The 17052-nt window shown below is 46.5% G+C and carries 9 protein-coding genes; 2 read left to right on the top strand and 7 right to left on the bottom strand.

The features are described 5' to 3' along the window. Positions 1-18 precede the first annotated feature (18 nt). Complete coding sequence (locus AB4Z45_RS14675; protein WP_076266316.1) at positions 19-1764, bottom strand: ABC transporter ATP-binding protein; 1746 nt, start codon at positions 1762-1764, stop codon at positions 19-21. Positions 1765-2277: 513 nt separating this feature from the next. On the opposite strand from AB4Z45_RS14675, the gene AB4Z45_RS14670 reads away from it, so the two are divergent. Continuing rightward, positions 2278-2766, top strand: a complete 489-nt coding sequence (locus AB4Z45_RS14670) for a hypothetical protein (protein ID WP_441910103.1) — start codon at positions 2278-2280, stop codon at positions 2764-2766. Here AB4Z45_RS14670 and AB4Z45_RS14665 read toward each other — a convergent pair whose 3' ends face one another. From AB4Z45_RS14665 to AB4Z45_RS14650, 4 genes are all read right to left on the bottom strand, one after another. Further along, positions 2767-5064 (bottom strand): helicase C-terminal domain-containing protein, encoded by a 2298-nt coding sequence (locus tag AB4Z45_RS14665; RefSeq protein ID WP_441910253.1) that lies wholly within the window; start codon positions 5062-5064, stop codon positions 2767-2769. A gap of 219 nt (positions 5065-5283) precedes the next feature. Next, a complete protein-coding gene (locus AB4Z45_RS14660) occupies positions 5284-5658 on the bottom strand; it encodes a hypothetical protein (RefSeq protein ID WP_441910101.1) in 375 nt (124 codons plus the stop codon). A 69-nt stretch (positions 5659-5727) separates the two neighbouring features. After that, positions 5728-6900, bottom strand: a complete 1173-nt coding sequence (locus AB4Z45_RS14655) for a PP2C family protein-serine/threonine phosphatase (protein ID WP_441910100.1) — start codon at positions 6898-6900, stop codon at positions 5728-5730. 1826 nt (positions 6901-8726) lie between these two features. After that, on the bottom strand, positions 8727-11846 hold the full coding sequence (locus AB4Z45_RS14650; RefSeq protein WP_441910098.1) for a beta-galactosidase: 3120 nt from the start codon (positions 11844-11846) through the stop codon (positions 8727-8729). Between the two features lie 133 nt (positions 11847-11979). Here AB4Z45_RS14650 and AB4Z45_RS14645 point away from each other — a divergent pair, with 133 nt between their 5' ends. After that, complete coding sequence (locus tag AB4Z45_RS14645) at positions 11980-14313, top strand: helix-turn-helix domain-containing protein (RefSeq protein ID WP_441910097.1); 2334 nt, start codon at positions 11980-11982, stop codon at positions 14311-14313. Between the two features lie 85 nt (positions 14314-14398). Here the strand turns inward: AB4Z45_RS14645 and AB4Z45_RS14640 are convergent, their stop codons facing one another. Both AB4Z45_RS14640 and AB4Z45_RS14635 read right to left on the bottom strand, forming a co-directional pair. After that, positions 14399-16012: an extracellular solute-binding protein gene (locus tag AB4Z45_RS14640; RefSeq protein WP_441910095.1), complete on the bottom strand. Its 1614-nt coding sequence runs from the start codon at positions 16010-16012 to the stop codon at positions 14399-14401. A 120-nt stretch (positions 16013-16132) separates the two neighbouring features. Next, complete coding sequence (locus AB4Z45_RS14635) at positions 16133-17044, bottom strand: carbohydrate ABC transporter permease (RefSeq protein ID WP_076266323.1); 912 nt, start codon at positions 17042-17044, stop codon at positions 16133-16135. Positions 17045-17052: the final 8 nt, after the last annotated feature.

The following is a 17052-nucleotide window of genomic DNA, read 5'->3' as shown; positions in this document are numbered from 1 at the left end:
CTTCACGCCTCCAATTTATTACGTTTCAATAATAGCCTCAAGCTGCTGACGGTCATACTGCTCGCGATACCAGCCGCCCATCTCCAGCAACTGCTCATGCGTGCCTTCTTGCACAATTCGTCCTTCGTCGAGAACGATAATCCAGTCCGCATGCTGTACTGCGGATAACCGGTGCGTCGTAATGAATGTCGTCTTGCCTGCTCTTTCTGTACGGATGCCCTCAATAATCTCGGATTCCGTCTTCCCGTCAACAGCTGACAAAGCATCGTCCATTAGTAATATTTCCGGATCGGCGATAAGGGCACGCGCAATACTTACACGCTGCTTCTGTCCGCCGGACAATGCCACGCCTCGCTCGCCTACCATCGTCTCAAGTCCATCCGGCAAAAACTTAATATCTTTGGCGAATGAAGCTCGCTCGAGTGCTCGCTGCAAATCAGCATCTGTGCCTTCTTTTAGACCGTAGAAAATATTTTCGCGAATCGTCTTCGAGAACAAGATAGGCTGCTGCGGCACATATCCGACCCAGCCCAGCATGTCATCAATTTTCAAGCTGCCAAGTGGCTCTCCAGATATATGAATACTGCCGCGTCCAAGTGGATATTCCCGAAGCAGCTGCTTCAGCAATGTAGTCTTGCCGCTGCCTGTTCTGCCTACGATACCAAGCGTCTGCCCCTGCGATAACGCAAAGGAAAGATCAACCAAGTTGTCGACTTGGGAGGATGGGTAACGGAACGTCACATTTTTGAATTCAACGGACGTTGGTTCATCTACTTTCACCTGCGTTGCTGCATCAGCAACATCAGGCTTATAGCCAAGTGTTTCACTTACACGATCGAGCGAAGCATTGCCGCGCTGCATAATGTTAATGAGCTCACCGATTGCAAACATCGGCCAGATCAGCATACCAAGAAATACGTTGAAGGATACGAGCTCCCCGAGCGTAATTTCATTATGGAATACAAGATATCCGCCATAACAAAGCCCGATCAAATAACTTGTTCCAACGAGTATTTTCATCGTCGGCTCGAATAACGCGTCGATGCGCGCAACAGCAATATTTTTGTTAAGCACTTCATTTGTTTTGGCGCTGAAACGCGCCTCGCTTGCTTCTTCCTGAACGAATGCTCTAATAACGCGAACACCAGATACCGATTCCAGCACCTGATCGTTCAAATCGCCAAATGCGTCTTGCGCATCCATGAAACGTTCGTGAATTTTTTTACCGTAATGCTTCATCGCAAGCGCCATAAGCGGCAGCGGCAGCAATGCGGCAAGCGTAAGCTTCACGCTTATCAAGCCTGCCATAACAATTAGAATCGTAATCATAAATAAGGTCGAATCGATTAACGTTAAAATACCGAAGCCGGCTGTCTGCGCAACTGCTCCTAAATCATTGGTCGAGCGCGCCATAAGATCGCCCGTCCGATTGCGTTCATAAAAGGTGGGGGTCATTCGTAAAAAATGTCCCATCAATCGCGACCGCAGCAGCTTCTCCAGCACGAATGCTCCGCCAAACAGCTTATAATGCCATATGTACGTAATGACATAGCCTACTACCGTTAGTGCGATCCAGCCGTAAAGCACGCGATTAAAATCGGCTTGACCGAGCAGATCCTGATGTATGCCATCAATCGTATAGCCAATAAGCCAAGGCGGGATGACATCAATAATTCCTGTTAGAACTAGAAGTGTTATAGCAACCGTATAACGCTTCCAATGCAATTTAAAAAACCAGCTTAATTTTTTGAGTACACTAAACATGCTTCTCTACCACACCTTCCGCTATCCATCCAAGCTTCGTTTACCTTCGATTTACTCCCGAGAACACAAAAAAAAGCGTGTCGTCGTAACGACACGCTTCTTCCCCTCAAAAAAACGCGACTTAGAACATAGTCAAGTCTCGCGAGGTCATAGAAAAGGCGCATAATTACGATGACGTAATCATGCGCCTCTGATGATGGGGTTTACCCTTAATCAAAGTGAAACAACGCGCGGATGGATTACGTTATTCATGTTCAAATGATGGTTATTCTTTGCTGCAAATTGATTGTAATCGTAAGTGTTCATGTAACGTAACCCTCCTCTCGCTAAAATATATTAGTCACTTTACCATCCATAGAAATTACTGTCAATACCGATTGGTAAAAAAACAAATTATGCCGAGCAAGATGGCAAATGGAATATATCAGCGATTGACGGTACAAGAATGGGGAAGGTAAAATGTAAAATGGCTTGCAGCAGCCACTTATTTTAGAAAGAAGGTCATTTTACAGCATGCGTATTAGAACTTATGCAATCTGCTTATATATCATCACGATTTATTGGATTTCGTTACATATTCCGAGTATGCACACCTTGTTTTTCCCTACCTTGGGTGCCTTCAGCCTGCTCTTCATCTCGCGTCCATTCGAGAAAGCCGAGCTTCGCAAAATCGCCGTTGGCGCCGTGCTTTCCTCGCTTATCGGTTCTTTATTTGCCCACTGGAACGCGAGCGCTCTTTCGCTGCTTCTCACGCTTATCATCGTTATTTTTTGCATCCGAACCTTCAAATGGAACGCGCCTCCGATTTTGGCCGTCGCACTCATTCCTTTTTTTACACATCCCACGTTATTCTGGGTCGTTCCCTTGTCCGTATGCGGATCGCTGCTCGGGTTATTAATCACCTTATCGGCTGCAGCATTTGTCGAGAAAAGGTTTGGTTCCGTGCATTTGCCGTCATTTCTCAGCCGCAAACCAAAAACAGAGTCCGATTCTGTCAATTGATTATCCCTTCCACTCCTCAGGCAAAAGCCGTTGATACTGGGACTGCAAATACCGATCGTCGATGAGCACGAGTGTGCCGCGATCGGTTTCCGAGCGGATGAGCCTTCCTCCAGCTTGCAGCACCTTGTTCATTCCCGGAAATACGTAAGCATAATCGTACCCATTCTTGCCCTGCTCGTTAAAATAATCCTTCAGCATATTGCGTTCTACACCAAGCTGCGGCAAACCTACCCCAACAACGATAACGCCGACCAATCTGTCTCCGACGAGGTCAACGCCTTCCGAGAACACGCCGCCCATCACCGCAAAACCGATCAAGGACTTCCCGCTCCCAGCCTGAAATGTACCTAAAAAACGATCCCGCTCTTCCTCTGCCATATCGGGCGTTTGCAGCAGTACCTCTGCATCCGAGGCCGCTCCTGTTGGAACAGACCATTCCTTCAGCTCCATATACGTCTCATAAACAGCATTCATGTAAGCGTAGGATGGGAAAAATACAAAATAGTTACCCGGACGCTCACTCATCAGCTCCATAATCAGCTTCGCTATCGGCAGCTTAGATTGATCGCGGTCATGGTACCTTGTAGAAAGCGGATTAATGACTACATCAAGCTGTTCCTTCGCAAAAGGAGACGGCACTGCGAGCGTATAATCATTTTCTCCCGCTCCCAGCATGTCCATATAATACGATACGGGAGAGAGCGTTGCAGAGAAATAGATATGCGAGCGATAACCCTTGCCGACCTGCTGCAGCAATTGAGAGGGATCAAGGCAGAACAGCTTGAGCCGAACATCGCTCTTCGAAAGCTCGATATAAACGACATAACGCTCATCAAATAACTTAGCTGTCCGCACAAAATTTTGCGCTGCAAAATAAGTATCCAGCAGCGCGCTGTCTCCGTTAACACCTATAGCTATCGCCTGTTCCGCAGCCGACGCGAATGCATCCACTAATGCGACCAGCTCCTCCGGCAGCTGCCGCTGAATCAAATGAGGCGCCCCATCGCTGCTTTTGCGCAGCGCGATGAAATAATCATTGATTGCCTTGGCGGTGCGATACCCATCGTTATGCACGCCCTTCAGCTCACGCTGCAGCGCAAGAAACGGAGCTTTTGTCAGCTCCGCAGAGAACATCTCCCGCGCTCGATCCACAAGATTATGCGCTTCATCCACCAGCAGCGCTGTCCGTTTCTTCATCTCCGCATATTGACGCTTAAATGAAATGCGCGGGTCAAAAATATAATTATAATCACAGACAACCGCATCCGACGCATACGCCAAATCCAGCGAAAATTCGAATGGACAAACCTTATGCTTATGGGCGTAGGCTTCGATAACTGGCCTCGTCATAATCGTTTCCTGCTCCAATATATCGAGCACGGCTCCATTAATCCGATCATAATAGCCTTCCGCGTAAGGGCAATGCTCTTTCTCGCAGCGGACTTCCTCTTGGAAGCATATTTTATCCTTTGCTGTAATCGTCACAGCGTGTAGATGGAGCCCTTTCTCGCGCATGAAAATCAAGGCGTCCTCGGCTGCCGCTCTTGTTGTTGTCCTTGCTGTCAAATAATAAAAGCGCTGCAGCATGCCTGCTCCTATCGCTTTGATCGTTGGATAGGTCGTCGAAATGGTTTTCCCTATACCTGTCGGCGCCTTCGCAAACAAACGAACGCCTTCCTCAATTGATTTGTAGACCGCTCCGGCAAGCTTGCGCTGCCCTGCTCGGTACGTCTCAAACGGAAAAGCAAGCCCCTTAATGCTCTCATTCCTTAGCTGCTCATGCTTGCGGAGCTGCTGCACATAAGGAGCATATCGCGCAGTAATCTCATAGACGTATTGCTCCAGCTCTACGAAGCTGACTTCCCGCATGAACCGCCGCTCTTCCTCTGTCTTCGTCTGCACATAGGTAAGCTGTACGCGCATTGCGGATTGTTCATGCTCCTTAGCATACATATAGGCATAAAATAGCGCCTGCGCCCAGTGGACGGGGTAACCGTCCTCCGCTATACGATCCAAGTCACCGCCAGTCGATTTGATTTCATCTACGGTCAATATCGGGTCTGTCCCAAGCAGTCCATCACATCGTCCGTCCACGACAAACAGCAGATCATCCAACTGGATATCCGCTTTGACATAGACCTCCTTCTGATCCTGCTCACCATAGGTTAGCTGCACTCTCTGATGCGCTTTCGTGCCCTCATGCATCGTATCGATGGCATTAAGCCTTACATCGATGCTGCCGCTCAGAAATACGTATTCGACTAAGTTTCTCACCGATATCGTGACCGTATCGTTTATCAGCATATTTTCCTTCTACCGCTCCCATAAAGAACATTTGTTCCTCTATTGTAACATAAGCATCATCGTCATCGCACAACAGTTATGTTTGTTATTCGCTTGGCGAAGCTACTTATCGCATGTTTTAAATCGACAAATAGACGTCAATATTGTATGGAATACAACATAGACGTCTATTATGGAAGCCTTATTCTCCAGCTAATCTATTCGGATCAGTAGTTAGAGCTCTTCCGTCTCATCCTCAGGGTGATTGCCGACACCATTCAATAGGTCAATGCCGTGGAATTCCTCACCGGGAGACGCAGGATCGATCGGACTGTCCTTCGCCATAACATCCGCATCGGGCACCGAAGCCAGCTCCTCAGAAATTCCCTCTGGCGTATCCACCTCGTCGTCCAGCCCCGCACGATTATCCAGCGAAGCAGGAATATGAGATTCAAGCACGTGAATATCGGGATGCTGTTTCTCCAACAGCTCCGATGCATGAGGCACAGCTGCGCCACTCGCATCCTCCGTAAACAAACCAAAATCAGGATCGATATCCTTTTCCGTTGTTAGGCTTTTAGCATGCCGCACATCATGTTCATTATCCATTATAAAGACCTCCTTCTTCATATCACCTACCTTATACTACCCACTATCTGGGCGTTTCTAACCATAAGCCTACACACAAGCTAATATGGCTATCGTTGCGTTATCCTGGTAAGGCCTTTGTTCTGCAAGCACATGCTGCAAAATAAACGCTGCGGCAAGCGGAGGATATAAGCACGACGCCTCCTCCAGCAGCTTATCTGATAAGTCATCATAGAGCCCGTCGCTGCACAATATAACTAGATCGCCCGTCAAAAGGTGCAGCGGCTCTTGATTGGCATCGATTTCTGTTATGCGAGGGATACCTAAATAACTCGTTAATAAATGGCGCTCCGGGTGCGACTCGGCTTCCTTCTGTGTTAGACTGCCCGCCAAAACATACTCCCTTAACCGATTCGCATAAATATGATCCCTCGTTAGCGGCATGAGCACTCCGCTTCGAAACAAATAAATTCGGCTGTCGCCGGCAGATATCCAGTACAGCTCTCCTTGATGAATGACGGTCGCAATAAGCGTCGTTCCGACGCTCCATTCCAGCTCATGACTTAGCGCCATCTCATATACAGCTTGATTGGCAAGATGGAGCGACTGTTCCAATGCCCGCGGGATAGACTCCTCTGCTGATTTGGCTATATATTCATTCAGCATCGTTTGCACGGCAAGCTGCCCCGCCTCCTTCCCCATAGCGTAGCCGCCCATGCCATCCGCAAGCACAGCAAGCACACCGTGACGCTCAATAGCTTCTTCATCATCGAGTGACGAGAAGCCATAAGCATCCTGCTGCTCCTCACGCTCGCCAATATGCTGGGCATGACCGGTAATGACCTTCATCGTGATGACAGCATTACGGCTATTTGATATCAACTCAGCAGCAGCGTTTGCGGCTCTAACGATCTGCTCGATTGAAGGTGTTTTTAGAGGGACGGGTGGCGGCTCCCAAGCAGGCGGTACGGCAACCTCTGGCCTTGACTCCGTCTTCGCTCCAGCTCCAGCGGCTTCAACCACTCCATGGCTGGGATTGCTTATGCGGCTGTTGCCAGCTGGAAGATCGAATACAATAATCAGGATAAGCAGGGCCCCAAAGCCAATCATGCCAATTGCGATCGCTATCTCAATAATCTCTCCTTGCTCACTAGTCCACAGCTGTTCCAACTGCTTATCCGGAATCGCCGCTACTCCGATATAGACGATTACAAGCAGCAATAAAACAATAGCCAAACCTTTAATGATCCCTCTTCTGTTCATTAGATCCCCGCCTCGCCTCAGGTTGTCACCCACCATCTACCATTTTATTTGCGTTAGCATGGATTTATGCCGAAACTATAAGTAGCAAACGTGCATAATAAGCAGCTTCTTAGACGGAAACGAACCGATGCACAAAAAGAAGGTGCATTCCAAAAAGATAAGAAGCCATGCGGCATGCTCATCCGCCCCTGCTTATATAGGCTTATTTTCATCAAACGCTGCCATTGATCAAACATAGCGCTAGAAAGTAGACATAAACTTCCTCATCACCCACAAATCAGCATGATTCGGAGCCGTTTCAAACAAAATAGAGCTAAAATATAGGCTTATTTTCATCAAGCAAGCCCATTATTCAAAAATAGAGCTAGAATTTAGCCTTAAACTTCCTCATCACCAGCAAATCAGCATGATTCAGAGCCTTTTCAGTGAAATTAGAGCTAAAATATAGGCTTATTTTCGTCAAACGCTGCCAATAATCAAAAATAGAACTAGAAATTAGTCCTAAACGTCCGCATCACCCACAAATCAGCATGATTTGGAGACGTTTCAGCGAAAATAGAGCTAAATTATAGTCCTATTTTCATCAGATGCTCCCATTAATTAAAAATAGAACTAGAAAGTAGTCTTAAACGTCCGCTTCACCCGCAATTCAGCATGATTCAGAGCCTTTTCAGTGAAAATAGAGCTAAAATATAGTCCTATTTTCATCAAACAAGCCTATTATTCTAAATAGAGCTAGAATTTAGCCTTAATCTTCCCCATCACCAGCAAATCAGCATGATATGAATCCGTTTCAAGCAAAATAGAGCTAAAATATAAGCTTATTTTCATCAAACGAGCCCATTGATCAAAAATAGAGCTAGAAAGTAGCCTTAACTTCCTCATCACCAGCAAATCAGCATGATTCGGAGCCGTTTCAGCAAAATAGAGCTAAAATATAGGCTTATTTTCATCAAACGCTGCCAATAATCAAAAATAGAACTAGAAATTAGTCCTAAACGTCCGCATCACCCACAAATCAGCATGATTTGGAGACGTTTCAGCGAAAATAGAGCTAAAATATAAGCTTATTTTCAACAAACAAGCCCATTGATCATAAATTGAACTAGAAAGTAGTCCTAAACTTCCTCATCACCCGCAATCAGTATGATATGAAGCCATTTCAAACAAAATAGAGCTAAAATATAGGCTATTTTCATCAAGCAAGTCCATTAATCAAAAATAGAACTAGATAGTAGTCTTATACTTTCCCATCACCAGCAAATCAGCATGATATGAAGCCGTTTCAAACAAAATAGAACTAAAATATAGGATTATTTTCATCAAGCAAGCCCATTATGCAAAAATAGAACTAGAAAGTAGTCTTATACTTTCCCATCACCAGCAAATCAGCATGATTTAGAGCCGATTCAACGAAAATAGAGCTAAAATATAGGCTTATTTTCATCAAACGAGTCCATTAATCAAAAATAGAACTAGAAAGTAGTCTTATACTTTCCCATCACCAGCAAATCAGCATGATTTAGAGCCGATTCAACGAAAATAGAGCTAAAATATAGCCTTATTATCAACAAACAAGCCCATTGATCAAAAATAGAGCTAAAATTTAGCCTTATTTTCTTCAATAGATCCCATTGTTCAAAAATAGAGCTAGAAAGTAGGCTTATGTTTGTTTAACTTCGTTCAGTTACAGTTAGTCAGGCTGCTTTTTTTGAAAAAAAGCTGCCTAAAAAGAAACAGAGGCTGTTCCAAAAGTAGATTTATCTAACTTTGAAGCAGCCCCTCGCTAAACATTGCAGTTGTCTAAGCTAACCCCATTACATCACTCAAACGATAATATCGCGATAAGATGCCAGCACATTGCCTTCCAAATCTGTCGCAAATAGAACCGAGCGTTCGCTCTCCAGCACGAAGCTGTAGCTCTTGTTGGTTTTTGCGTCACGCACAGTAACAGGACAATCCGTACCCGCTTCCGAGATAAAAGTATATAAGCTTCCTTGCTTAAATTGCAGCTTGCTGCCAAAGATGCCCGGGTGGTCTCCGCCTGCTTCCCATACGATGCCTGGCTTTAAATCCTCAGCCTCATGCAGCGCAGCCTCATAAAGTGCAATGAGTGTATCCGTACGCTCGTTAAGCTCCAGCGGCAGCGGACACCACATGACTTTGCCTAATCCATGGGCTACAGTACGAACGGTTGAAATGCCATCCGAATAGCTTCCGCTGCTGTCCAAAGTAATTTCCTTGTTCAACTCGCCAATCTTCTTGCCTCCGAAAGAAGCTTTGAAGGTACGCTCGCCAATTTGCAGCGTTTCTTCCCGCGATATATTGCTTAAACGATACGGCCCCACAATCGATTCCGCCCGTGAGGTTGGCTTCCAATATTCATCCAGCCCAATAGGTCCGGTGAAGAGCAGCGTGCCTCCATGCGCTTCAACATGCGCAAGCAGCTCCGTCAGCGCAGCATCACTGAAATTGTGCGCGCTCGGAACGATAATGAGCTTTGGTTTGTCGCGCTGCAAGGTTTCCAAGTGAAACTCTCCAATGCCGCGATGCGGAAGCTTCATTTCGTAGCCCAGCACACGAGTCAAGTTTCCTGTCGCTTCGCAAGCAAAACGGCGGCTGGAGAAATCATTGGAGTAAGGAAACACTACCGCAATCTCCTCTAGCTGGCGTTCCTTAAACAAGCTCGAAATTCGCCCAATAAACTTGCCGAAATCATAGGATACATCCGCTTCCGGCTTCTGTGTCCCGTCAGCCCGCAGAGCTCCGATATTCGACTCGCAAACGTTGTCCATGAAATAGTTTGTATTCCACAGCCACTGCACCGCACCTGCGCCGCCTGCGGCAAAAGCATATGCATATTTGCGCTCCAAGATGTTCCTCAGCTCTTCCTCTGAACGCTTCGCCCTATTATCCGGCATTTCCACATACATAATGCCCGTTTCTTGAATCAAGGTCGGCTTGCTAGGATCTTTGCCATATACGCTGTCCCATAGCAGCCTGTCATTCAGCCACCAAGTGTGTACAGTTGTGTAATCTACGCTTTCCGCATAAATTAGCGGAGAAGGACGCGGCCCCATGCCAAGCGCCTCATCTTGGCCAACGGTCACGAGCTGACGCGGGGAAATGGCATGAATCGTTGCCGTAAGCTCCCCTACCCAGCGGTTATGCATATCCATCGTAAACCGTGTATAGTCCAGCCAGCGCGTATTTTTCTTCAGCTTCTTCACGTCTTGAATATCAAACGCGATGTCCGTTTGCTCCGGCAAGGTGACCGCTTCAAAGTCCGGCAGCTCCGTGCTCGTCATATTCCACCGCGTCTGCAGCTTGCCAATCGATGCGTGCCGCTGCTTCAGCCAATTCACATAGGCTGCTTTTTCAAAAGAATCATGCATGGAGCGAGGCCCTGAGAATATGCGCATATGATCAAATAATGAAGGCTCATTGATCAAATCCCACTGTACATTGGACGTGTGTTTATGCCTGGATACGATCGCTGCAATAAACCGTTTTTGTGCTTGTACGCTTCTTGGATCGAGATACGGATTTTTGCCTTCCCAAGCTTCGGGAGCAAAGGCGAAGAAGCTGAAGGTCATTTCAATCTCATGTTTAGCCGCTGTCAAAATAAAAGCATCAACAGCTCTGAGCAGCTCTTCCGATGCATGTCCATCCTCGAACATAAGATGCCGCCACGCCGTCCATAAACCGGTACGAATCAGGTTGATGCCGGCTTCCTTCATCGTCGCCATATCTTGATCCCAGATCGCGGCATTCGGCATAGACACAAATTTCCGGCCAACATCCGAGGTCATATACGTCATTCCTACAATCGGGAAGGGAGCGCCATTTTTCTCAAAATAATCCCGACCAACTGCAAGCGGCGTACCTCTCTCCAGCAAATCGCGGTCATACCCCCAGAAGCCCTGCCGCAGTACTCTTTTTTCTCCGCTTTCAGCTTCGGCTTCACACACGATCTCATACAAGCCAGGCTCAATAGAAAGCGGTACACTAAAACTCATATACTCGATTTCGCTTCCAACGCTCACACTCAACCGATGCTCCCATACCGCCTTAGCCTCTCCTTGCTTATAAATAGAAATAGCCATCGACCAGTTCTCTTGCTTGCCGCTTTGATTATAGCCGTATGCCGCTTTAATCTGCTGTGCTTGAAGCGTCAGATGCGGTCTCTCTGCTTCATAATAAACCGCGTAGCTCGGCTTAATCCAAAGCTCAGTCACACCCCTTGCACAAAATGCCGCCCATTCTGCAAGGGCATCCGCTCCTGCGCCCGACCAGAAACGGTCAGTCAGCTGCTGATTCACAAACAACCAGCGTCCGCCTGCAAAATCGCCCTTGTTATGCTCGATCAGAACGACAGGAGCCGATACTTCCCGGCCGCCTGCAGACATTCCCTTCAGAAGCGGGCGAATGTGTGCATTCATTGGTCCCTGCGAGCCCGTGGCCTGATTCAACTGATCCCGCTCATGCGTCACATGCAAAATAAGGCCAAACGTAGGTTCAATCGTGAACAAATGCTCCTTGCCCTGCAGCAAAGGCAGCTCCTGATTGTGGCATAATTCAGTTGAACGCGTATGATCAACAGCAAGGGCTTCATGAATAAATAGTTCCTGATGGTACGCTGTCATCTCCTGCTGTACGTCCCACTGCTCGCCATCCCGGCTCACCGGCTGTTTAAAAGGGGCTCCGCCTGCATGAATCAAGCCCCCGCCCCGCTTTACAAAAGCGAGTATTTCCGACCATGATGCTTTCGGAAAATACGATCCGTGCAAATGAACGAGGCAGTCTACCCCGTCTTCTCTAAGAGCTGCTGACAATCTATCCGCATCGGTTACTTTAAACAGACTATTCAGCTTTTGAAGTGCCTCTGTATTTGGAGCACAGCCTTCTAACGGAAAAGTAGGGTCATAAAATAGTACTGCTTTCATGGTTCTCGCTCCTATCATTTCTCTATTGTTTATGGATCTTTACTTTCCATGATCCGCTATTTATTGCATAATGAAAGACTAAGCATCATGATTGAACATGGATTACAATTACGTACTGGAGGCGAACACAGTCGTGTCAAAGCTCACAAATAAGTCAACTTCGTTGTCACGAGCCAAAATAAATTGGAATCATTTGAAATCAAGCTTACTTCTGAAATACGCCTTGTCGTACATACTTATCTTCCTAATCCCATTGACTGGAGTTACCATATTCGTTTATGAAAACGCAGTCACTGGTCTTCGCTCAGAGATAGAGCAGTCCAATGTAAATCAATTGAATCAAGTAAAAATGACGATTGATGACCGGATGAGAGAGCTTCAGGAAATCGCCAGCAAAATAGCCTACGACGAGCAATTAACGCCTTATATGGTTCGTGATCCCTATTTTGGCTGGGAAGCTATTCGTCAACTTTCTACCTACAAAGCCAACAGCAGCATTTTGGAAGATTTATTCCTATATTTCCATGATGATTCTACTATTTACTCATCTCGCGGCCTTACCAATGTAGATGTTTTATTCAGCCAAACCTATCAGTTTAATCAAGTGAGTAAAGAGGATTTACTTCATGACCTAAATGAAGCCAAAGGTCCGATTATGCGTCCTGCTGAGCAGGTCAACGTTAACTATCGCAAGGAATCTATGCTTACGCTGCTCGTTCCGATTATGCCAAATGATCCTTTTCCTTATGGAACCGTTGTCTATTTGATGAAAGAGTCCAAGCTGACCGGAGTGATGGATTCCATCCTCAACAATTTTTCCGGCAGCAGCTATATCTTTGATCAGGACGGCAAAATGCTGACGGCCAATAATCATGGAGCAAGCATGCCGCAGGGTGACTTAGCTATCCTCTCTGCTTTGCAGCCAGGCATTCACAGCCTGACACTGAACGGCGAGAAGCAGTCTGTTGTTGCTGTCCTATCGCAAGAGAATGGATGGACTTACGTCGCCGCAATGCCGAGCCATCAATTTTTCAGCCGTGTCGTTCACATTCAGACTCTGATTCTGCTAGTATTCAGTATCGTCGTACTGACGGGCATTGCCGCAGCTATGTTATTGGCCAAGCGTCAATACCATCCCATTAAAGATTTAATGGAGTTCGCCAAACAAAAGAGCAAAAGCACTGCATTAGATTCAGCAAAAATCAGCAACGAATGGGATTGGATCAAGCAGACCATTCATGATTATAATGCTCGAATAGATATACAGGTGCCTTATGTTCGCAATCAGTGCTTACTGCTTCTACTCAAGCATGGCAAGCCTGACGACCCAGAGATCGAGCAGCTAGTCTTGGATGCAGGACTTGAGCTTCCGCAGGGGCAAGGGTATTATTTCTCTGTTATTTTGGCTTGGAATGCTTCCAATACGGGCGAAAATTCCCGTCAGGAACGCCAGCAGATGCAGGAAATGCTCCATGAATTGGAGCTGCCGGATCTTCATTCGCGAGTTTATGGGATCGAGTTCTCCCCAGCAGAGCAATTTGCGTTCATGGTTAGCCTTGTACCAGCAGAGTCCGTACCTTTGCAGGAGCAGATTGAACAAATCGTTGAGTCCATAAAGCTCATGATTATGGAGAACTCGCAGTTGCTGCCATCGCTAGGGGTTGGTACGCCATACGAGAATCTGGCAGAGCTTAATCAATCCTTTATCGAAGCGGCTACCGCGCTGGAATTCCGATTGGCAGGCGGCAATGGCCATGTCACTTACTTTGAACACTTGGCAGAGCTCAGCTCGCCGGATACAGAGACATTCTGGATCTCCAAGAAATCGCTGCTCAAGCTAGAGCAAAGCTTAAAGCAAGGAAACGCAATCGTAGCCAGACAAATGATTAGCAGCATCATCCTTGATATGAAAAACGAGTCATTATCGGTATCCTTACTGCGCTGCTTTTGCTATGACCTGCTGAATGCCCTGCTGCGGGCAGCCTCTGAAATGGGCATGCACAGCGTTATTCAGCATATTTCTGCCTTGGCAACCTTCGATACACTCGAAGAGACCGAACAAAAGCTGAATAGGCTTGCCGAACAAATTTGCGACCAGGTGGAACGAAATACCGAGACCGAGCAGCATTCTTTAATGGACGATATCGTAGCGTACGTGGATCAGCAATATGCGGATTACACGCTCAGCCTGGAGCATATCGCCTTGAAATACGCGATCTCAACTTCCTATTTGAGCCGCAGCTTCAAAGAAAAAACAGGCCTCAACTTTTCACAATATATTTCGCGCTGCCGTATGGATGAGGTCATGCGCCTGCTGCTGAGCACCGATGCTCCACTTAAAGACATTATTGAGCAAGTCGGATACTTGGATACACCGAACTTTATTCGTAAATTCAAGAAAGAAACAGGACTTACCCCTGGACAATACCGTAAGCTCAATGCTCCCGAAGTTCTCCATGTGGAGTAAAGCCCATCATTGTCATCATGCTCATAATCAAAGCCAACTCTTAAGCACCGTTTCCGGTGCAAGAGTTGGCTTATTTACTTGAAAGTTAACTCGTTTTCCAGCGGTCGTATGCCGTTTGATAAATCTCCGCCATCCGTTCTCCACCCATTTTCTTGATCGTTCCAACGTATTTATCCCAACCGCTAATCGAATCTTGACCTGTAATAAACTTAGCTTCCATTTGCATAACATACGTGCTCAGGTCAGAGCGAAGTTTTGTAACCTCAGCTGACTCTTCTGCAGTCAAGAACAAAGCAGGAAACGGAACTCTTGCACCGCGATCCAACAGCTTTTCCTTATTTTCCTTGGCTACCCACTCATCGAACTCTGTTTTCAAGCCCTTTGTAAGGTCATCACTAATCACCATAGGCGCGGCAATACCATAGTTAGGCGTAAGTGTTGAGCGGTATTCCTCACGATCGCCGCCGCCTGGAACAGGCAGCCACTCCTTCGTCATTGAAGCTTTGTCAGTGTATTTCCAGAGCGTACCTTCAGGTCCTTTGTCAAACAGCATTGCACCATCATAGGAGTACAAATAATCGACCCAACGCATCGATGCTTCCGGCGCTTTGTTGCTGCTCGTAATGGCGAAGGCGCCTGTTGAATAACCTCTATTTTTTGCAATTGCAGGAGCTGCTACCATATCGCTCTTTACAGGGCTGAACAACACATCTTCTGTGTCTGGCTCGCCGCCGAGTGTAAAGTATGCATGCCACTCCGAGAACAACCCGACTTGATTGTTTTTAGCTTTTGCTTTCTTCTGATCATCCGTTTGAGAGAAGGACTCATGATCGAGCAGTTCCTCACTCCAAAGACGATTCATATATTCCAGGTACGCCTTGTAAGGCTCTTCCATCGGCGTATAATGAACAACATCCTTGTCATCTACATAAATTTCTTCCTCATATGCGCCAAAAGCTCCTAGAATCCACGTCCGCAAATCTCTCATCTTCGAGGAGGAAGCGAGTGGAATTTCGTCTCTTTGGCCATTGCCGTTCGGATCCTCTTCTTTAACCCGCTTCAAATAAGTGTACAATTCCTCCGTTGTTTCAGGAATTTTCTTAATATCAAGCGCTTTCAGAAAGTCGCCGTTATACCAAAGCGGATTGCGGTACCATGGCTGGTTTAAATCAAATCTTGGCAAGGAGTAGATATGCCCGTCTGGTGCTGTGATTGATTTGCGAATATCCGGGTAAGTCTCAAGCAGCTTCTTCACATTCGGTGCATATTCGTCAATAAGGTCTTCCAGTGGAATAAGAATGCCTTGTCCACCATAATTAAGCTCCTCAGCCTGAGTTAGCTTTGCGCCAAACAATACATTAGGATAATCGCCGCTTGCAAAAACTAGATTTTTTTTCGTATCAAAGCTGTCTCTAGGCGCATTCAAATACTCAAATTTAATGCCCGTCAATTTCTCCATTTCGTCCATTACCGGCATGTCATTCCAGTTCTGAATACCGATGTCCGGCGCCATTAGCGTTAAGGTAAGTTTTTCATTAACGATTGGAAAACCTTCCTTATTCACGTTTGCAGTTGCTCCTGCTCCCGCTCCAGTCGTATTTCCTTTTTCCTTGTCGCCGTTCGAGCCGCAGCCTGCAAGCAATGTAACCGTCATCACACCTGCAAGCAGCAAGGACGCTGCTTTTCTTGATTTGTACATTCTTAAATCCTCCCTTTTTTTCTTCTATACTATTTAAATGATGCTATATAATAAGCGAAGGAATGATTTCCTTCGTCCATTATCTCACAAAGCCCTTCGGAAAAGCTCCGAACAAGGCAACTAACCCTTTACAGAGCCAATCATGACGCCTTGTACGAAGTAACGCTGCAAAAATGGATAAACGGCAATGATCGGAAGCGTCGATACGATAATGACCGCATATTTGACCAAAGAAGCCGCATCTGCCTTGGAATTCATCGCCATCGCTACTTCACCGCTAACCGCGGCGCCCGTAGTCTCTGCTGTCATTTCCTGCAGCACAAGAATTTGACGCAAAATCATTTGAAGCGGATATTTCGCCTCGTCATTCAAATAAATCAATGCAGAGAAATAACTATTCCAATGGCCTACTCCATAGAAGAGAGCCATAACCGCAATAATCGGTGAGGATAGCGGTAAAATAATACGGACAAATAGCTTCAAGTTCGTACAGCCATCCATATGCGCAGCCTCTTGCAGCTCCTTCGGAATCGTAGACTGGAAAAAGGTTCTCGCCACGATGATATTCCATACTGAGGCAGCGACTGGCAAAATAAGCGCACCCATGCTGTTAATGAGGCCTAGGTTTTTAATTAACAAGTAGCTTGGCACAAGGCCTCCGCTGAAGAACATCGTAACTAGAATGATGCCCATGAAAAGCTTGCGCCCGATGAAATCGGTTCTGCTCAGCGCATACGCGGCAGGCAGGGTAACGACTAGATTGAGCAGCGTACCCACGACCGTGTAAATGATCGTATTGAGATATCCGTTCCAAACCTTCGCGTTATCGAATACCAGCTTGTACCCTTCCCACGTAATCCCCTTCGGAAACAGCCACATTTCGCCTGAATTGACGTATTTCGGATCACTTATCGAAGCGCTGACCATATAGAGCACCGGGTACAACACAACGATTAGCGCTAGTAGCAAATAAATATAGTTCAAAATGAGAAACAGCTTATCGCCCTTTGATTCTTTTACTGCTGTAACCATACGTTTCT

Origin of the sequence: Paenibacillus sp. MCAF9 (assembly GCF_052114265.1) — a bacterium.
Taxonomy (GTDB): Bacteria; Bacillota; Bacilli; order Paenibacillales; family Paenibacillaceae; genus Pristimantibacillus.
Note: the sequence above shows the minus strand (reverse complement) of the source record. Positions and strands in the feature narration are given on the sequence as shown.